20 protein-coding genes are annotated in these 17,232 nt (G+C 62.6%); 16 read left to right on the forward strand and 4 right to left on the reverse strand.

All coding sequences use genetic code 11. From position 1 onward, the window contains the following. Positions 1-38: 38 nt before the first annotated feature. The 3 genes from trhA (at position 39) to FHT75_RS09105 (ending at position 2,110) form a co-directional block, all read left to right on the forward strand. Positions 39-707 (forward strand): PAQR family membrane homeostasis protein TrhA, encoded by a 669-nt coding sequence (gene trhA, locus FHT75_RS09095; protein WP_028756898.1) that lies wholly within the window; start codon positions 39-41, stop codon positions 705-707. Positions 708-776: 69 nt separating this feature from the next. Continuing rightward, complete coding sequence (locus FHT75_RS09100; RefSeq protein WP_025570645.1) at positions 777-1,304, forward strand: GNAT family N-acetyltransferase; 528 nt, start codon at positions 777-779, stop codon at positions 1,302-1,304. A gap of 104 nt (positions 1,305-1,408) precedes the next feature. Next, on the forward strand, positions 1,409-2,110 hold the full coding sequence (locus FHT75_RS09105) for a pentapeptide repeat-containing protein (RefSeq protein ID WP_028756900.1): 702 nt from the start codon (positions 1,409-1,411) through the stop codon (positions 2,108-2,110). 15 nt (positions 2,111-2,125) lie between these two features. On the opposite strand, the gene FHT75_RS09110 is transcribed toward FHT75_RS09105, so the two are convergent. Beyond that, positions 2,126-2,653: a GNAT family N-acetyltransferase gene (locus FHT75_RS09110; protein WP_028756901.1), complete on the reverse strand. Its 528-nt coding sequence runs from the start codon at positions 2,651-2,653 to the stop codon at positions 2,126-2,128. Between the two features lie 104 nt (positions 2,654-2,757). After that, a complete protein-coding gene (gene msrB, locus FHT75_RS09115) occupies positions 2,758-3,171 on the reverse strand; it encodes a peptide-methionine (R)-S-oxide reductase MsrB (protein ID WP_025570650.1) in 414 nt (137 codons plus the stop codon). Between the two features lie 188 nt (positions 3,172-3,359). On the opposite strand from msrB, the gene FHT75_RS09120 reads away from it, so the two are divergent. From FHT75_RS09120 to FHT75_RS09160, 9 genes are all read left to right on the forward strand, one after another. Continuing rightward, the gene (locus FHT75_RS09120) at positions 3,360-3,575 is read left to right on the forward strand and encodes a hypothetical protein (RefSeq protein ID WP_063476648.1); all 216 of its coding nucleotides are present in this window, start codon (positions 3,360-3,362) and stop codon (positions 3,573-3,575) included. A gap of 178 nt (positions 3,576-3,753) precedes the next feature. Then, the gene (locus FHT75_RS09125; protein ID WP_183844660.1) at positions 3,754-6,111 is read left to right on the forward strand and encodes a putative monovalent cation/H+ antiporter subunit A; all 2,358 of its coding nucleotides are present in this window, start codon (positions 3,754-3,756) and stop codon (positions 6,109-6,111) included. 4 nt (positions 6,112-6,115) lie between these two features. Continuing rightward, on the forward strand, positions 6,116-6,535 hold the full coding sequence (locus FHT75_RS09130; protein ID WP_028757652.1) for a Na(+)/H(+) antiporter subunit B: 420 nt from the start codon (positions 6,116-6,118) through the stop codon (positions 6,533-6,535). Beyond that, on the forward strand, positions 6,532-6,912 hold the full coding sequence (locus tag FHT75_RS09135) for a Na+/H+ antiporter subunit C (protein ID WP_373289070.1): 381 nt from the start codon (positions 6,532-6,534) through the stop codon (positions 6,910-6,912). Before FHT75_RS09130 ends, FHT75_RS09135 begins: the two co-directional genes overlap by 4 nt. Before the next feature lie 67 nt (positions 6,913-6,979). After that, positions 6,980-8,536 (forward strand): Na+/H+ antiporter subunit D, encoded by a 1,557-nt coding sequence (locus FHT75_RS09140; protein WP_183844659.1) that lies wholly within the window; start codon positions 6,980-6,982, stop codon positions 8,534-8,536. Continuing rightward, a complete protein-coding gene (locus tag FHT75_RS09145; protein WP_048338353.1) occupies positions 8,533-9,009 on the forward strand; it encodes a Na+/H+ antiporter subunit E in 477 nt (158 codons plus the stop codon). Before FHT75_RS09140 ends, FHT75_RS09145 begins: the two co-directional genes overlap by 4 nt. Beyond that, a complete protein-coding gene (locus tag FHT75_RS09150) occupies positions 9,006-9,359 on the forward strand; it encodes a cation:proton antiporter (RefSeq protein ID WP_183844658.1) in 354 nt (117 codons plus the stop codon). The genes FHT75_RS09145 and FHT75_RS09150 overlap by 4 nt, the downstream gene beginning before the upstream one ends. After that, positions 9,356-9,688, forward strand: coding sequence for a monovalent cation/H(+) antiporter subunit G (gene mnhG, locus FHT75_RS09155; RefSeq protein ID WP_097630690.1), 333 nt, complete (start codon positions 9,356-9,358; stop codon positions 9,686-9,688). Before FHT75_RS09150 ends, mnhG begins: the two co-directional genes overlap by 4 nt. A gap of 440 nt (positions 9,689-10,128) precedes the next feature. Beyond that, positions 10,129-10,560 (forward strand): MucR family transcriptional regulator, encoded by a 432-nt coding sequence (locus FHT75_RS09160; RefSeq protein WP_003557810.1) that lies wholly within the window; start codon positions 10,129-10,131, stop codon positions 10,558-10,560. A gap of 437 nt (positions 10,561-10,997) precedes the next feature. On the opposite strand, the gene FHT75_RS09165 is transcribed toward FHT75_RS09160, so the two are convergent. Both FHT75_RS09165 and FHT75_RS09170 read right to left on the reverse strand, forming a co-directional pair. Then, the gene (locus FHT75_RS09165) at positions 10,998-11,420 is read right to left on the reverse strand and encodes a SufE family protein (RefSeq protein ID WP_028757571.1); all 423 of its coding nucleotides are present in this window, start codon (positions 11,418-11,420) and stop codon (positions 10,998-11,000) included. Positions 11,421-11,856: 436 nt separating this feature from the next. Next, positions 11,857-12,351, reverse strand: a complete 495-nt coding sequence (locus FHT75_RS09170; protein WP_028757572.1) for a DUF5330 domain-containing protein — start codon at positions 12,349-12,351, stop codon at positions 11,857-11,859. Positions 12,352-12,801: 450 nt separating this feature from the next. Here FHT75_RS09170 and FHT75_RS09175 point away from each other — a divergent pair, with 450 nt between their 5' ends. The 4 genes from FHT75_RS09175 to FHT75_RS09190 all read left to right on the forward strand — a co-directional run bounded on the left by FHT75_RS09175 (position 12,802) and on the right by FHT75_RS09190 (position 17,229). Then, complete coding sequence (locus FHT75_RS09175) at positions 12,802-14,343, forward strand: sensor histidine kinase (protein ID WP_048338354.1); 1,542 nt, start codon at positions 12,802-12,804, stop codon at positions 14,341-14,343. After that, positions 14,315-15,235 carry a peptidoglycan-binding protein gene (locus FHT75_RS09180; protein ID WP_097630692.1) on the forward strand — a complete coding sequence of 307 codons (921 nt, stop codon included), beginning with the start codon at positions 14,315-14,317 and terminating at the stop codon, positions 15,233-15,235. Before FHT75_RS09175 ends, FHT75_RS09180 begins: the two co-directional genes overlap by 29 nt. Before the next feature lie 121 nt (positions 15,236-15,356). Continuing rightward, complete coding sequence (locus FHT75_RS09185; protein WP_097630693.1) at positions 15,357-16,805, forward strand: methyl-accepting chemotaxis protein; 1,449 nt, start codon at positions 15,357-15,359, stop codon at positions 16,803-16,805. Between the two features lie 79 nt (positions 16,806-16,884). Beyond that, entirely contained in the window at positions 16,885-17,229 is a 345-nt protein-coding gene (locus tag FHT75_RS09190) for a DUF1491 family protein (RefSeq protein WP_063476659.1), read from the forward strand. The last annotated feature ends 3 nt before the right edge of the window (positions 17,230-17,232 follow it).

Below are 17,232 nucleotides of genomic sequence, written 5' to 3' on the forward strand. Positions count from 1 at the left end.
CGACGATTGCAACCGGGGTATGAAACGGATTGGCGTGCATGGCCGAGTTCAACGGCATTCGCTGGGCTTACGACAGATATGAACTGATCGCCGACGGTATCGTCCACGGCGTCGGTCTCGTGCTGGCGCTGATCGGCGCCACCGTCCTGATTTTCTACGCCACGGTCTGGAGCTCCTACGGCGCGCTCGCCGCCGCCTGGATCTATGGCGTCGGGCTGGTGCTGACGCTGGCCATTTCCTTTTCCTACAACGCCTGGCCGGTCTCGCGTACGAAATGGTACCTGCGCCGCTTCGACCATTCGGCGATCTTCCTGCTGATCGCCGCCACCTACACGCCCTTCCTCGAACGCGGCGCCGACGATCCACTGCTCCTCTTCATGCTGGTCGCGATCTGGCTGTTCGCCGCTATCGGCATTATCCTGAAATGCGTCTTTCCCGGGCGCTACGACCGCCTCGCCATCCTGCTTTATCTCGCCATGGGCTGGAGCGGCGTGCTGGTGGCCGGACCTGTCGCCGCGCGCATTCCCTCGGCCTCGATGCTGCTGATCGTCATCGGCGGCGTCATCTATTCGCTCGGCGTCATCTTCCATGTCTGGGAGAAGCTGCGCTTCCAGAACGCCATCTGGCACGGTTTCGTCGTCACCGCTGCGGCGGTGCATTATTCGGCCGTCTTCACCTGTTTCAGCCTGCCGGCGCCGGGTGTCTGAACGACGGCCGTTTACATCTGTCGGGGTCGGGCGTATGCCGCCTTGGCAGACAATGTGAACCTGAGCATCATGACAGACGCTGTCCTCCTCCGCGACGCCACCGAAGCCGATCTTTCCGCCATCCGCGATATCTACAATCACGCCGTCGAGCACACGACGGCAATCTGGAACGACACGCTGGTCGATCTTGAAAATCGGCTGGAATGGTTCAAGGCGCGCAAGGCGCGCGGCTTTCCCGTCATCGTTGCCGAGATGGCGGGCAAGGTCGCGGGTTACGCCTCCTATGGTGACTGGCGGGCCTTCGACGGTTACCGCCACACGGTGGAGCATTCCGTCTATGTCGACAAGGATTGCCGCGGTGCCGGCATCGGCGAGCGCCTGATGCGGGAACTGATCGCACGTGCCGCGGCCGCCAATATCCATGTGATGATCGCCGGCATCGAGGCTGAGAACACCGCCTCGATCAGGCTGCACGAAAAGCTCGGTTTCCGCATCGCCGGCAGATTTTCCGAGGTCGGCACCAAGTTCGGCCGCTGGCTGGACCTTACCTGCATGGAGCTTCGCTTGCCTCTGGAGTCGTCCGGCAACCCATTGTGAAGGGCGCTTGCCATCTTTTTATTGTAGTCTGAGCTGTGTAAGAAAGTGGAAGAAGCCTGCTTCGCCGGAGGCGGCTTCAGAATGTCACGGAGGTGAACAGTTCAATGGCAATGCACAGATCGTCGCTCGGTCTCCTTGCCCTCATTCTACTGGCATTTCCGCCGGTTGCAGCACGCGCCGCCGATTGCGGCAGCCTGGCATCGCCAAAGCTCGACTGGCAGGAATGCACCAAGAAGAACCTGATGCTGCAGGGCAGTGATCTCGAAGGCGCCAATCTCTTCGGCACCGATTTCTCGCTGACCGATCTCGCCGGCGCCAACGTCAAATCCGCCAATCTCGAGAAGGCGACCTTGGTGCGCGCCTCGCTCGAGGGCGCCCATGCCGAAGGCGCCAACTTCGCCAAGATCGAGGCCTATCGCGCCAGCTTCGCCAATATCATCGCCGAAGGCGCTTCCTTTGCCGGCGCCGAGTTGCAGCGGGCCAATTTCGCCGGCGCCCGGCTTGCCGGCGCAAGCTTCGAAAAGGCCGAACTCGGCCGCGCCGATTTCGACAAGGCCGTGCTGACGGGGACGAAATTCTCTTTCGCCAATCTCTCCCGCGCCGATCTCTCCGGCGCGGCCCTCGAAGGCCCGGCGATGTTCGAACGCGCCTTCATGTTCTTGACCCGCATCGAAGGTCTCGACCTCTCGGCCGCAACCGGGCTCGAACAGGCGCAGATCGACCTTGCCTGCGGCGATGCCTCGACCAAGCTGCCGGCCGGCCTCTCCGCCCCGACAAGCTGGCCCTGTCCCGCCGACCACGAGTGATGGGTCCTTACCGCTCTACGCCGCGTCCGTGATGTAGAGGTAGAATTCCATCATGCCGCCATCGGGGCTGCCTGTTTTGGCGAATGTTTCCCGCCTCCGGTGCACCCGCTCCGCAACGCGCCGCGAGGGAGTGTTGTCGGGCCTGACGATGGAGACGATGCGCGCAAGACTAAAGGTATCAAGCGCGTGGTCCCGGCATGCGGTGGCTGCCTCGACCGCATAGCCCTTGCCCCAATGGTCGCGCCACAGATGATAGCCGATCTCAGGTTCCAGCCCCGCAGACGTTTCCTGCATCGTTATGCCGCAATCTCCGAGCAACGCGCCGCTCTGCCGGTCCGTCACCGCCCAGAGGCCGAAACCGTGACTGGCATAACTGTCGAAGGCGAGCCTCTGAAACCAGAGCGCGGTTTCGTCGAAACTCTTGATGCCGGGGTAATAACGCATGGATTCGGCATCGCTGAAAATGCGGTGGAGAAACGGCAGGTCGGCAGGCGTGATCTCCCGCAGCACCAGCCGATCGGTCTTCAGGATATCTCCCGCCATTGGCTTCTCCTGGGACTGCCGGTCCGTCGATAGCGTGAACGACACAGAAGATCAGCGGCTCATTGCATCCGGACGAGCCGCTTGCCGATGGCGCGGCTCAGCACTTACTTTCCGGGTTCGAACACCATGGAATGGCCGTTGATGCAGTAGCGCAGGCCGGTCGGCGGCGGGCCGTCGGGAAAGACGTGGCCGAGATGGGCCTCGCAGGCGCCGCAGCGGATTTCGGTGCGCACCATGCCAAAGGTCGTGTCGCGATGTTCGGTCACCGCATCGGGCGAGACTGCCTCGAAATAGCTTGGCCAGCCGCAGCCGGCATCGAATTTGGTGTCGGAGCGGAAAAGCGGGGCATTGCAGCCGACGCAGCGGTAAAGCCCTGTCTCGAAGGAATCCCAATAGGGGCCGGTGAAGGCGCGTTCGGTGCCGTGCTGGCGCGTGATGCGGTATTGCTCAGGCGTGAGCTGCTCTTTCCATTCGGCATCGGTCTTGTGGATCTTGGCGGTGGTTGCAGTTTCGGACATGCCATGCTCCTTTCGCCGAGGGGCGGTTCCGTTTCGCGCAAAATGTGGTGCGCCGTCACCGATTCATCAAGTCTTGGGCACCATCCTGCCCAATTCGCCGTGTACCGCTTTTGGGGGAGGACGCTTGCTCTTACATCCGTTAGGGGTTTTCTGTTAGGGTTAATGTTACGTGCATTGGGGAATCACTGGTGTTTGAAGCAGCAATCGTCCTGCTCTACGGCCTCGTCGCCGTGGCCGCCATGGCGGTCACGCTTTTGGAAGGCTGGGCCAACCATGACGGCTTGACGCTCCATCGTCTCGCCGGCCTCTTCGCCTGCCTGCTCTGGCCGCTGACGCTTCTGGTCTTCGTCCTGCACGGCTGCGTCTCCCGGCTGCTGACGCGTCTTTCCCGGCCGACGGCCTGATCGACGGCCCGGCCGACGGCCTGATCGACGGCCCGGTCTGCGGTCTGAACCGCTTCGAACACACCTGCAGCTTTGCCTGCGGCCGAAATCGCTTGAGGCGCCCTCCCGTTTCGCCTAAGTCATGAAGACAGGCCGGTTTTCGCTGGCATTTCGTTTCTTTTGCGGTTGGGGAGGAGACATGGCCGATGTCACGGCTCTGACATTTCTGGCCCTGTGTCTCCCGCTCGCCGGCGCTCTTGCCGCCCCCTTCGTCATCCGCATGCTCGGTGCCAACGGGGCCTGGCTTCTGGCGATCGCGCCCCTGCTCGCCTTCCTGCATTTCCTGCGTTTCGTCCCGCAGATCGCGCGCGGCCAGGTCGTCACCGGCGGGTATGCCTGGGTACCGAGCTATCATCTCTCCTTCTCCTGGTTCCTCGACGGCCTGTCGCTGGCTTTCGCGCTGCTGATCACCGGCATCGGCACCCTGATCGTGCTTTACGCCGGCGGCTATCTCAAGGGACACAAGGATCAGGGCCGCTTCTTCTCCTTCATCTTTCTCTTCATGGGCGCGATGCTCGGCCTCGTCGTTTCCGACAGTTTCCTGATGCTCTTCATCTTCTGGGAACTGACATCGATCACCTCCTTCCTGCTGATCGGTTTCGATCACGAGCGGGAAGCGGCTCGCCGCGCCGCCCTGCAGGCGCTTGTTGTGACCGGCGGGGGAGGGCTCTGCCTGTTGGCCGGCCTGCTGCTGCTCTGGAACATCACAGGCGTCACGCAGATGTCTGAGCTCACAGGCTTCGGCGATGTCGTGCGCGAAAGTCCGCTCTATCTCGCCGCCCTCATCCTGGTCCTGGGCGGTGCCTTCACCAAGTCGGCGCAGTTTCCCTTTCATTTCTGGCTGCCGAACGCCATGGAGGCGCCGACGCCGGTTTCGGCCTACCTGCATTCGGCCACCATGGTGAAAGCCGGCGTCTATCTCTTGATGCGGCTCAATCCCGTCATGGGGGCGACGGCTGCCTGGGAAATCCTTCTGCCCTTCTTCGGCGGGCTGACGCTGGTGGTCGGCACCACGCTCGCCATCCGCCAGACAGACCTGAAGCTCAAGCTTGCCTATACCACCGTCTCATCGCTCGGGCTGCTGGTCATGCTGATCGGCTTCGGCTCGGAACATGCGGTGGAGGCGGCGGCCCTCTATCTGGTGGCGCATTCGCTGTTCAAGGGCGCGCTCTTCATGGTCGCCGGCATCATCGATCACGAGACCGGCACACGCGATATCACCAGGCTCCGCGGCCTGATGCGGGCGATGCCGCTGACTTGGATCATTGCGCTCGCGGCGGCTTTCTCCATGGCCGGCCTGCCGCCCTTCTTCGGCTTCCTCGCCAAGGAGGAGATCTATACCGCCCTTATCGGCGGCGACATCCGCGCGCTGACCTTCACCGCCATAACCGTCTTCGGCAATGCGCTGATGTTCGCGATCGCCTTCGCCGTGGCGCTGAAGCCCTTCCTCGGCCAGCCGGTGGAGACGCCGAAACATCCGCACGAAGCGCCCGTCCTGCTCTGGCTCGGCCCGGCCGTTCTCGCCATCCTCGGCCTGCTCGCGGCGGTCTTTTCGACTTTCACCCATGCCGTTCTGTCCTCGCCGATATCAGCCGCCATCCGCCAGACCCCTGTGGAAATCGACATTTCGCTGACGCCGCATCTCGGCCTGCCTTTGGCACTCTCCGCTCTGACCGTGCTCGTCGGCATCGGCGTCTACTGGCAGCTCGCGCCCGCCCGCTCGGCGATGGCCGTCCTCCTGCGTGCGGCCGGGCGCGGGCCGGATCACGGTTTCGACCTCGCCATATCCGGCCTTGTCCGCTTCGCCGCCCGCGCCATGCGTGTGCTCCAGCCGGGGCGGCTCGAGATCTATGTCACCTGCACTTTCCTCTGCGTTGCCGCCATCCTCATCGTCCCGCTTGTCGTCTATGGCGAACTGCCGCGTCTTCCCGCCTGGCCGGCCGATGTCAGGCTGCATGAATGGGCGGTCTTCCTGATCGCCGCCTTCGGCCTTGCCGCCGTGCTCGTCGCCCGCGACCGGCTGACGGCGATCGTCTCGCTCGGCATCCAGGGTTTCGCCGTCGCCATCATCTTCCTGCTGTTTGGTGCGCCGGATCTCGCCTTCACCCAGTTCATGGTCGAAACGCTGTCGGTGGTCATCCTCGCCCTCGTCATGACCAGGCTTCGCCTCTCGCCCGCCGACCGGCGCCCGCTCGGCCGCAGGCTCTTCGACGGTGCGCTTGCGCTCGTCTGCGGCCTCGGCTTCGCGCTTCTGCTGATGCGGGCGACCGAGGCGCCGTTCAACGACGCGCTGACGGTCTTCTTCAACGCCTATTCGAAATCGATTGCCCACGGCGCCAATGTCGTCAACGTCATCATCGTCGATTTCCGCGGCACCGACACGCTCGGCGAAATCGCCGTCGTCGCCGTCACCGGCCTCGCCATATTGGCGCTGATCCGTATCCGCGCCGGCAGTGAGCGCAAGCTTGCCGCCAATGATCCCGGGGTGGAGGGCTGATCCGATGAACACCCTGATCTTCCGCACCGTCGCCCCGTTCCTCACCGCGCTGATGCTGCTGTTTTCCGTCTTCGTGCTGCTGCGCGGCCACAACGAGCCGGGCGGCGGCTTCATCGGCGGGCTGATCGCCGCCTCGGGACTGGCGATCTACGGCATTGCCAGCGGCGTTGCCGCCGTTCGCCGGGCGCTGTTCTTCCATCCGCTGTCGATTGCCGGCTTCGGCCTGCTGCTGTCGACCCTTGCCGGCCTTCTCTCCATCCTCTTTGCCGTTCCCTTCATGACCGGCCTCTGGATCTATCCGAACCTCTTCGGTCTCGAAGTGCCGCTGTCGAGCGTCATGCTCTTCGATGTCGGCGTCTATCTCGTCGTGCTCGGCGCCATCACCTCGATCGCGCTGGCATTGGAAGAAAAGGAGGTGGGATGATGGAGCCGCTTCTTTCGATCCTCGTCGGCCTGTTCTTCGCCGCCGCCATCTATCTCTTGTTGTCGAAATTCTCGATCCGCATCGTGCTCGGCATCGCCATCCTCGGCAATGCCGTCAACCTGCTGCTCTTCACCGGTGGCCGGCTGACGCGCGGGGTGCCGCCGATCATTCCGGCGGGTCTCGAAACCTTGCCCGTAGGTGCGGCCAACCCGCTGCCGCAGGCCCTCATCCTGACGGCGATCGTCATCTCCTTCTCCTTCCTCGCCTTCCTGCTGGTGCTGACCTATCGCGCCTATCAGGACCTCGGCACCGACGACACCAACGACATGCGCGCCGCCGAGCCCGACGACCGGCCGCTGCCGCCATTGGGGTATTGAGGCGGATGCTGGTGCGGATGCTTGCCCCATGGCAAACCCTTTCTCGCGGTAGTGGAGGCGTCACCTGATGGCCGCCCCAACCACCGTCGATCTCTCCGATGCCCTGATCGCCGCCCCGGTGCCGCTCGCCCATTGGCTCGCCATCCTGCCGGTCGCCCATTGCATCACGCTCGGTGCGGTTCTGCTGATGCTCCGTGGCTATCCACGTGTGCAGGCCTGGCTTGCCATATCAGGGCTTGCGGGCCTGGCGCTGATCGATGCGGCGCTGCTCGCCAAGGTCGCAGCCGAAGGGCCGCTGACCATGGTCATGGGGCGCTGGCTGCCGCCCTTCGGCATCGCCTTCACCGTCGATCTCTTCGGTGCGCTGATGACCTTCACAGCAGCTCTTGCGGCGCTCGCCGGCGGCATCTATGCGCTGGCCGATATCGGTCAGAGCGGCCGGCGGTACGGGTTCTTCCCGCTGCTCATGCTGCTGATGGGCGGCGTCACCGGCGCCTTTCTCACAGGCGATATCTTCAATCTCTATGTCTGGTTCGAGGTGCTGCTGATCTCTTCCTTCGGGCTGATCATCCTCGGCTCCGAACGTGAACAGATCGACGGCGCGCTGAAATATGCGGTGCTCAATCTCATCGCCACGACGCTGTTCCTGATCGGCGTCGGCATTCTCTATGCTGCCTTCGGCACGCTCAACATGGCCGATATCGCCGCAAGAGCGAGGGATTTGCGCGGCACCGCACCGCTGATGACGCTGGCGAGCCTCTTCCTGCTCGCCTTCGGTATGAAGGCGGCCGCCTTCCCGGTGAATTTCTGGCTGCCCGCCGCCTATCATACGCCGCGCATCGTGGTCTCCGCGCTGTTTGCCGGCCTGCTCACCAAGGTCGGCATCTACGCGCTGATACGGGTGATCGTCATGCTGCTGCCGGTGGAACGCGCGGAACTGAGTCCGCTGATCGCGCTCACCGCTGCCGCTACCATTGTCGTCGGCGCTCTCGGCGCTCTTGCCGAAAACGATATCCGCAGGCTGTTCGGCTATGTCGTCATATCGGGCATCGGCAACATGCTCGCCGGCGTCGCTCTCGGCGGCGTCAGCGGCCTTGGCGGCATCAGCGGCGCGGTCTTCTATGCGCTCCATTCCATGGTGCTGATGACCGCACTTTATCTTGCCGCCGGCGAGATCGCCCGGCGCGGCGGCGGCTTTTCACTGTCAGCCCTCGGCGGGCTCTACCGGCAAAGCGGCGGCTTCACCGCGCTCTCCCTGGTGCTCTTCCTGGCTGCCTGCGGCTTGCCGCCCTTTTCCGGCTTCTGGCCGAAAGTCATGCTCGTCAAGGCCTCGCTCGATAGCGGCGCCTGGTGGCTGGCGGCGGCGATTCTCGTCGGCGGTTTTTTGACGACGATCGCCTTCGGCCGCCTCTTCCTGCTCGTCTATTGGCGCCCGGCGGCGATGGTGCTCGCTCCGTCGAGAGCGAACTGGCGCACCGGCCTGCCGCTCGCCGCGCTGACGGCGCTGGTCATCGGCTTCGGCATCCTGCCGGAGCGGCTGCTGGCGCTGTCGCAATCGGCGGCCGCCGGCCTTGTCGAACCAGGGGCCTATCTTCATTCGGTCTTCCCGGGAGGCGCGCGGTGATCGCCTTCCTCTTCAACCTGCTGCTGGCCATTGCCTGGGTCGCCGTCACCGGCAGCGCCTCGCTGCACAATCTCGTCTTCGGCTTCCTGCTTGGGGCCCTGGCGCTGGTCGTCATCCGCGACTCTTTCGGCGGCAAGGGGGGGCATATCCCTCGCATCGGCCCGCTGCTCTCGCTCGCCGCTTTGTTCCTGAAGGAATTGTCGCTGTCGGCCTGGAAGGTCACGGTCACCGTGCTCTCGCCCGATATGAAGCTGAAGCCCGGCATCTTCGCCTTCCCTTTGACGGTGACGAGCGATTTCGAGATCACCTTGCTCGCAAACCTCATCACCCTGACGCCCGGCACGCTTTCGGTCGACGTCTCCACAGATCGCCGCACGCTCTATGTCCACGCGCTCGATTGTTCCGATGCGGAGGCGAGCAAGCGTGACATCGCCAACGGTTTTGAACGCAAGATCATGGAGGCCTTCCGGTGATCACACCTGCCGCCATCGTCGCGGTCGCATCCTCGGCCGCACTCATCATCCTCGGCCTGGCGCTGATTCTGACGGTCTGGCGCGTCGTCGCCGGGCCGACATTGCCGGATCGTATCCTGGCGCTCGACATGCTGACCGGCATCGCCATCGGTTTCATCAGCGTCATCGCGGTCAAAACCGGCTTTTCGCTCTATATCGATATCGCCATCTCGCTCGGTCTCGTTGGCTTCCTGGCGACGGTCGCCTTCGCCCGATTCGTGCTGTCGCGCGGCAACATCAAATCGCCGCCTTCCGCAGCTGCAGCAAAGGGTGGCGGGAATAAGCGCCGGGCAGGGGGCAAGACGCGATGATGGATTATCTCGTGGCTGCGATCACCGCTGCGTTGCTGATTGCCGGTGCGTTCTTTGCGCTGGCGGCGGCGATCGGCCTGATCAGATTGCCCGATCTCTACATGCGCATGCACTCGGCCTCGAAGGCCGGTACGGTCGGCTCAGGCCTGCTGCTGCTTGCCGCCGGCCTCTATTCGCAAGATCTGGCGATTCTCGCCCGCGCCATTGCCGGCTTCGTCTTCTTCCTGCTGACGGCGCCGGTGTCTGCCCATCTGCTTGCCAGAGCTGCCCATCATTCGGGATATGATCTGGCTGCACTCTCGGTTCGTGACGATATGCCGGATCGCTGAGCCTGTGCTGTTTGGCGACTTTACCAGATTTATGCAAAACTTATGCACAGGAAGCTGTGAGTAAAGCTTGCCGGAAAGCCCTTCAATTCTTCATCTGTCATTTTTTCTCAAGAAAAACGACAAATAATAATTGGCCTTTTGGCCAAACGATGGTATTTGAAAATGCAAGTAGAGTTCTGATTGTGAATTGCAATCGTACTGCTTCCAAGTCCCTCAGTTTTGATTTTTAATGTCTAAACTGAGGCCGTCGCGTGGAGCATGACGTAGTGGTTTCCAGTCAGGCAGTATAAGAATAGGTATCGGTCTTCGGAATCTAGGGGTGGATTTCGCGTTTTTCGAAACAGAAGGTCGCTTCCTGTACTTTTGCTGTTCGCTTCTACGAGGCGGGTCTTTGACGTGTCAGTCAAAGACCGTTTGAGCATGCTAACAGGAGAAAGAATATGACGGATATAGCGACCGGCAATGCGCCGGAGCTGCTTGTGGAACTGACGGCCGACATCGTCGCGGCTTATGTCAGCAACCATGTTGTACCGGTCAGCGACTTGGCCAATCTGATTTCCGACGTGCATTCGGCACTGAGCAACACGTCCGTTCCGCAGCCTGCTGCGGCGATCGTCGAAAAGCAGAAGCCTGCAGTTTCTGTCCGCAAGTCCGTACAGGACGAGCAGATCACGTGTTTGGAATGCGGCGGCAACTTCAAGTCCCTCAAGCGTCACCTGATGACGCATCACAGCCTCTCGCCGGAAGAATACCGCGAGAAGTGGGACCTGCCGACCGATTACCCGATGGTAGCGCCCGCCTATGCCGAAGCGCGTTCGCGCCTGGCAAAGGAAATGGGCCTGGGTCAGCGCCGCAAGCGCGGCCGCGGCTGAGCTTTTTCGAAAGCGTCGACGACAAGAGCCGGGCCTAGTGCCCGGCTTTTCAATTTGTGGAACTTCGCTCTCGACACGGCGTCATGCCATTGCTGTCCGGTTCGCGCAGGCGCGGCATCACCTTCGCCCCGTTTACGGGGGCCGAAGGATGGGTCGAGACCCTGTGGCTCGAACCCGGTAGGTTAGAGTGAGGGGCCGGTCTCATGTTTTTGTGTGCCGTTTCAAGGCGAGGAAAATAATCTTTCCAGTATTTCGAGCCTGCGCAAATGATTCGTGCGGATGTCCAGAGAGCGTGCGCGATCCCGTCTTATGCTTTGCCGGCGGACTTAGAATGTATTCCTATACTATGAGAAAGTGTGAATATACTGGATTCACCAGAGCGGGCGCTTGCGAATCCACCGCCTGTTTGCTTCAAAGCCGATCGGCCATGATCGCGTTCAAGCCGCGACGCGGACTTTCGCCTCTTCGCGGATCCGGTTCACCATCGAGCGCAGTCCGTTCGAGCGCTGCGATGATAGGTTCTCCACCAGCCCGATCTTCGAGAAAATCTCGAAGGCATCGAGCCCGGCAATTTCGGATGCCGGCTTGCCGGAATAGGTGGCCAGCACGATGGCGACGAGACCGCGCACGATATGGGCGTCGGAATCACCCTCGAAACTCATGACCGGGTTGTCGGGATCGCCTGTCGTATGCGTCACCAGCCAGACCTGGCTGGCGCAGCCCATCACCTTGTTCTCGGAGGTGCGCTTCTCCTCGGCCAGGTCGGGCAGCGCCTTGCCGAGTTCGATGACATAGCGGTAGCGGTCTTCCCAATCGTCCAGGAAAGCGAAGTCGTCGATGATCTGGTCGAGGGATGCCATGGAGAAGCCTTTCACTGTTAAAGCAGTTCCAGCAAAAGTGCGCAGCGGTTTTGCGTCCGGAATGCGTGAGGAAATGCTCTAGATGTGCATATAGGTGAAAGACCGGCAGTTTTGAACCACTAAAGCAATTCCAGGAAAAGTGTGAAGCGGTTTTCCCAGGCAAAGCGCGAAGCGGTTTTGCCGGGAATTGCGCAGACCGGAGCAATTCCAGGAAAAGTGTGAAGCGGTTTTCCCAGGCAAAGCGCGAAGCGGTTTGGCCAGGAATTGCGCAAACAATAGAAAAAACGCCGTGAGGGATGGGCATCCTCACGACGCAGCAACATGCTGAATTAAACAGGGCAGGCACGTCAGGCATGGGGCATCTCCGCGTCATGCGGACCACCGATGCAAGCTGTAAAACCGAAAGGCACTGCGGGCGGGTGCCCGCGAAATTTCGTCAGATCGCCGGCTTTGGCGTCGGCAGCGGAATCGCGCCCGTTACCACCGTCTCGGCTGCGGCATCATCCTCGACGGGCGGGCGGTAAGGCATCGGCTGGTTGAGCGCGGCCTTTGCCTCGCGCACCTTTTCCTGGATGGTGGGTGCTGCCAGCGAAGGCATGTTGAGTGCGACCGGCGTCTGCGGTTCGCCAAGCTTAGCGGTCGCCGGCGCCTCGTCCTTGAACTGGCTGTCGAGAAGTTCATAGGCGACGCGGGCGCCCTCGCGGGCCCGGTAACCGAGTGCGGTGAGGGTTTCGCCGCCCTTGGCGCAGACCTCGGGTTTTTCCGAGCACATGCCGGTGAGATAGTCATAGGCGCCGCTGGCCGCGGTGAAGGCGTCAGAAAGCTGCAATTGCGGGCCGCTGGCGAACTTGTCGGAACTCTCCGTGCTGAAGACGGAGAGAAGCACGAGCACAAGGCCAAACCAGAAGGATCCTTTGATCAGAAACCACATTGTCGTTGCCCATCCTGTTTCCCGTCCGGTTCTTGTCGCCGAATCAGGCCGGTTGTCCGGTGTGTTTTCACCCTACCGCCAAGTTGCGAATGCCGCTTTTCGAAACTCACGCGCATTTGCGGCAAATTTAGTTCAAATTTTAGCGAACGGCATTTGAGGGACATTTTAGTCGAATGCGAGCGATCGGCGTTAAGCATCAGGGCAGGACCTCCTTGCAATTGCAGGGCTTTTGCCGGCTCGCCTTGCCACAGGAGTTAACGCAATGCTGAAATATGAGGAAAATCCGTCGCTTACCTGCTATTAACCACAAAAGGCAAAGACGCTTCCAGATGCCTCAAAACGGGAAATTCGGTCGTTTCAGGCTGTGAACTGCGCTTTTGCCTTATCCTTTCTTTAAGTCGCCAAGGCCTATTGTCCGGATCGATAGACAGCCTTTTGGGCGGGTATTGCGTGCGTGTATTGAGTAACATTGGCGGCTGGGTGACGGCCCTCGTAGACCGGGCAGCGACAAGCTGGCTCTCCCGGACCGGGGGCGGTGAAGCCGTGCGTCAACGCGAGCTCGCGATCCTGCGCCGCCTCGTGCTGTTCTCGTCGGTCGCTCTTGTCGCCGCGCCCATCGGTCTTTCGGCGGTCACCAGTCCGGCTGTCGCGCTGCCGGCCGGTGTCGCCATGGTCTGCGCCGCCTTTCTCTTTTCCGCCGTCGGCAGCATCGCGCTCGCCCGTCAGGGTTCGTCCGCCGGTATCGCCACGCAGTCGGCCGAGGATTTCTTCCTTGCCGCCACTCCCGGCCTCGTCTTCTTCCTCGACCCGCACGGCAGTGTGGCGACCGTCGGCGGCCGCGACCGGCGCGATTTCCTCGCCTGGATGCGCGATCCCAAGGGCAGGGGCTTTCTGGAGCAGGTGCATGTCTCCGACCGCATTCTTTTCCTGCAGGCGCTCGATGACATGCGCCGGGGCGAGGATGCGGCAAGCGTCGATCTGCGCCTCGATCGGCCCTCGGTCTCGCGCGATCAGCGCCAGTTCGCTTATCTCAGAATGGACATGACGGCCCGGCGCGATGCCGACGGCGAACTTGCCGCCATCATTGCCCAGCTGCGCGATGTCTCCGTCGAGCAGCAGCTGCGTGACGAAGCCCAGAACCGCGCGGCCGATGCCGAATCGGCAAACGACGCCAAATCGCGCTTCCTCGCCGCCGTCAGCCATGAGCTGCGCACGCCGCTGAACGCCATTCTCGGTTTTTCCGATATCCTGATCGGCGAATATTTCGGCAAGTTCGAAAACGACCGCCAGCGCGAATATGTCGGTCTGGTCCGCGAATCCGGCGCGCATCTGCTGTCCGTCGTCAACACCATGCTCGACATGAGCAAGATCGAAGCCGGTCGCTATGAGCTGATCCTCGAAGCCTTCGATATTTCGAGCTCCGTCAAATCTTGCGAATCGATGCTGGCATTGCAGGCCAAGACCAAAGGCCTCACGCTGACCAGCCGTATCCAGCGCGGCCTCGGCGAGATCGTCGCCGATCAGCGCGCCATCCAGCAGATCCTCATCAATCTCGTCGGCAATGCCATAAAGTTCACCGAGGCCGGCGGCGTCGTCTCGGTCGATGCGGCGGCGCGCGACGGCATCCTCAAGCTGACGGTCAGCGATACCGGCATCGGCATCCCGGCCGACAAGCTGGCCTCGCTCGGCCAGCCCTTCGTCCAGATCCAGAACGACTATACCCGCCGGTTCGAAGGCTCCGGCCTCGGCCTTTCCCTGGTCAAGGGACTGGTGGCGCTGCATGGCGGACATTTCGCCATCGCCAGCCAGCCGGGCGAAGGCACGATTATCACCATCGAGATCGCGGTGGACGGCTCGGGCGCCAAACACGCCGAAGACGCCGGCCATGGTGCGACTGTCGAGTTTCCGCCGCGGCTGAAGGGCGCGGTCAATACAGGTGCAGAACTGGAAGAGGGGCGCTTCGATGGCCGCGCGCAAGCGAAAATCGCCTAAGGGAAAAAGGGGACGGCAGCAGCCGGGCCTACTGATGTCAGGCGCCGCCGCCCTCGGCGGGCTCAGCCTGCAGGGCGCATCCGCGCTCGGCGGCGTGATCGGCCGCAATCCGTCGGTCGCCGGCGGCACGATCACCTTCGTCGTTATCTTCTCCTTCGTCGCCGCCAATGCGCTCTGGTATCAGCCGGGTCTGCATCCGCACCCGATCTTCCGCACCCGCGATCCCCAATCTCCAGCCGTGCTCGGCGCCCGCCGCCTGGCCGAGGATCAACAGGGCGACGTCACCACCTTCCGGATCGAACGGCCGGAGGATGCCGCCACCACCAACGCGACGCCAGCGCCGGCGGCACCCGGTCAGCAGCCGAGCCAGCTCGTCATGGAGATCCAGCAGCAGCTGGTGCGCCGCGGCCTCTATAACGGCACCCCCGACGGCATCATCGGTCCGCGCACCAGTGCGGCCATCCTCTTCTTCGAGGAGACCGTCGGCATGGCCCAGACCGGCGATCCGACGCCGGAGGTGCTGGCGGCGCTGAAGACCGATGCATCAGGCCCTTCGACCGTGCCCGCCGAAAAGCCGGCCGAGGATGTGAGCTCGAAGGCGGCGGCGGAAGACCCGGTGGCAGCCGCGATCCGCAGCGCCGAAAAGACGGTCAAAACGTCTCCATCGGCCGCAAAGCAGGTTCCCTCTGGCGGACTCACCAATGTCGATCTGGTGCTGAAGATCCAAAAGGGCCTTTCCAACATGGCCTATGCCAATGTCGGCGTCGACGGCGTCGCCGGCGAGCAGACCCGCGCAGCCATCCGGCATTTCCAGAAGCACTACAACCTGCCCGAAAACGGCGAGCCGACCGAGGCGGTGCTGAAGAAGCTCAAGGAAATTGGCGCGATCTAGCGGCTCCGCAGTTACCGAGCGGGCCTTCTCTCTACAACCTAAGTCTAAGGTGCGGCCGCTGTTTGCAACTTGTTAACCATGTTGCCTGAAGCTTTTCTGATTGAGGCGGGGGAGCGTCGGCATGCATGCGCTGAAGGCGATAGACGATCTGGCCGGAGAACCGGCGGTCGAAGCGGAAGGCCCTGATCCCGAGGCGTTGCGCCATATCCTGCTGCGCCTTGCCGAAGAGGCTTCCACCCTTGGCATCGATCTCGTCGATATCGCCGGCGCCATACAGGATATGGCGGGAATGTCGGCTCGGCATGCCTCCGCCTTCGATGATGTCACCCGTACCGCGCTTTCGATCGCCGAGACCAACCGCTCGGTCGCCGTATCGTTGCGCGAAACCGACCGCACGGCGGCAGAGGCTCGTCACATGTTGAAGGAATCGGCCGACCGTCTGACGGGCTCGGTCGCCGAGATCGGCCACATGGTTCAGTCCTCGAACGAGATCGGCACTGAGATCGCCGGCTTCTCCAAGTCGCTTGCCGATGTCGACAACATCGCCGAGGAGATCAGTACCATCGCCCGCCAGACCAACCTGCTGGCGCTGAACGCCGCGATCGAGGCGGCGCGCGCCGGCGATGCCGGCAAGGGTTTTGCGGTCGTTGCCGCCGAGGTCCGGGCGCTGTCGCTGCAGACATCGAAGGCGACCGGCTCCATCCAGCAGACGCTCGACGAACTGCGTGTGAAGATCGACCGGCTGTCGGCCGTCGGCAGCGATGCGCGCGACAGTGCGGCCGGTGTGCGCGACAAGTCGGAGGCGATGCGCGGGGCCTTCGAAAGCATGGAACATGTCATCACCCGCATCCTCGACAGTTCGACTGTCATGGCCAACACCACTGAGGCTGTCGATCTGCAATGCGCCGGCTTCGTCGGGAAACTCGGCGAGATGTCGGCCGAGGTCGCCGGTTCGAATGTCAGGTTGCAGCAGGCGGCAAAACGCGTCGACAGCGTCGTCGGCCTCTCGGAAACCCTGATCCAGCTGACGGCGAGCGCCGGCGTCAAGACCGCCGACAGCCGTTGGATCGAGGAGGCGCAGTCGGTGGCGAGGCAGATTTCCGCCGCCTTCGAACGCGCCGTTGCCGAGGGACAGATCGGGCTCGATGCTCTGTTCGACCGGCGTTATCGGCCGATACCGGGCTCGGATCCGGCCCAGGTGATGGCCGCCTTCACGGAACTCACCGATCGCCTGCTGCCACCGATCCAGGAACCCGCGGCAGCTTCGGACGAGCGTATCGCCTTCTGCGCGGCAATCGACGAGAACGGCTATCTGCCGACCCACAACCGCAAATTCTCGCAGCCGCAGCGCCCCGGCGACGTCGTCTGGAACACCGCCAATTGCCGCAATCGCCGTATTTTTGCCGATCGCGTCGGCCTTGCCGCCGGCCGCAGCACCGCGCCCTTCCTCGTCCAGACCTATCGGCGTGACATGGGCGGCGGCAATTTCGTGATGATGAAGGATATCTCCGCTCCGATCACCGTCCGCGGACGGCATTGGGGTGGATTGCGGCTCGCAGTCAAAGTCTGACCCTCGTCAAACCCTGACTCCATGGGTCAAACACTGACCCTGCATTGCCGCCGCCGGCGCGCCGGTCTATACCGCGCCGATGAGATTACGCGCCGACATCTTCGTTTCCGCCCTCCTGCGTCGCGTCTTCGCTAGCGGCGATTTTGCCGCCGTCGAGAAAAAGGGGGCGGAGGAGGCGGGTGCGATCTTCATCCGCCAGCATTTTCGCGACGGCCTGGAAACGCTCTATGCGCCGGCGCCGCAGACCGCCTTCGACGAAGGCCAGGCCGGCGACCGGCTGTTCGAGATCCGCCTGTTGCGAGCCGAGCCGGAAGCGGTGCGCGCCATGCTGGAGCGTGAACGCAGGTTCGATCCCGATCTCTGGATCGTCGAGCTGGAGGCGGAGGAATTGGGAGACGTGATCCCGCTTGCCAAGGACGGCTGACAG

This window comes from Rhizobium sp. BK112 (assembly GCF_014193215.1).
Lineage (GTDB): Bacteria > Pseudomonadota > Alphaproteobacteria > Rhizobiales > Rhizobiaceae > Rhizobium > Rhizobium anhuiense.

Bases quoted from the DNA above. Each gene is read 5' to 3' on its own strand.
- trhA (WP_028756898.1), top strand. From the start codon at position 39: ATGGCCGAGTTCAACGGCATTCGCTGGGCTTACGACAGATATGAACTG.
- FHT75_RS09100 (WP_025570645.1), top strand. From the start codon at position 777: ATGACAGACGCTGTCCTCCTCCGCGACGCCACCGAAGCCGATCTTTCC.
- FHT75_RS09105 (WP_028756900.1), top strand. From the start codon at position 1,409: ATGGCAATGCACAGATCGTCGCTCGGTCTCCTTGCCCTCATTCTACTG.
- FHT75_RS09110 (WP_028756901.1), bottom strand. From the start codon at position 2,653: ATGGCGGGAGATATCCTGAAGACCGATCGGCTGGTGCTGCGGGAGATC.
- msrB (WP_025570650.1), bottom strand. From the start codon at position 3,171: ATGTCCGAAACTGCAACCACCGCCAAGATCCACAAGACCGATGCCGAA.
- FHT75_RS09125 (WP_183844660.1), top strand. From the start codon at position 3,754: ATGGCCGATGTCACGGCTCTGACATTTCTGGCCCTGTGTCTCCCGCTC.
- FHT75_RS09130 (WP_028757652.1), top strand. From the start codon at position 6,116: ATGAACACCCTGATCTTCCGCACCGTCGCCCCGTTCCTCACCGCGCTG.
- FHT75_RS09135 (WP_373289070.1), top strand. From the start codon at position 6,532: ATGATGGAGCCGCTTCTTTCGATCCTCGTCGGCCTGTTCTTCGCCGCC.
- FHT75_RS09140 (WP_183844659.1), top strand. From the start codon at position 6,980: ATGGCCGCCCCAACCACCGTCGATCTCTCCGATGCCCTGATCGCCGCC.
- mnhG (WP_097630690.1), top strand. From the start codon at position 9,356: ATGATGGATTATCTCGTGGCTGCGATCACCGCTGCGTTGCTGATTGCC.
- FHT75_RS09160 (WP_003557810.1), top strand. From the start codon at position 10,129: ATGACGGATATAGCGACCGGCAATGCGCCGGAGCTGCTTGTGGAACTG.
- FHT75_RS09165 (WP_028757571.1), bottom strand. From the start codon at position 11,420: ATGGCATCCCTCGACCAGATCATCGACGACTTCGCTTTCCTGGACGAT.
- FHT75_RS09170 (WP_028757572.1), bottom strand. From the start codon at position 12,351: ATGTGGTTTCTGATCAAAGGATCCTTCTGGTTTGGCCTTGTGCTCGTG.
- FHT75_RS09180 (WP_097630692.1), top strand. From the start codon at position 14,315: ATGGCCGCGCGCAAGCGAAAATCGCCTAAGGGAAAAAGGGGACGGCAG.
- FHT75_RS09185 (WP_097630693.1), top strand. From the start codon at position 15,357: ATGCATGCGCTGAAGGCGATAGACGATCTGGCCGGAGAACCGGCGGTC.
- FHT75_RS09190 (WP_063476659.1), top strand. From the start codon at position 16,885: ATGAGATTACGCGCCGACATCTTCGTTTCCGCCCTCCTGCGTCGCGTC.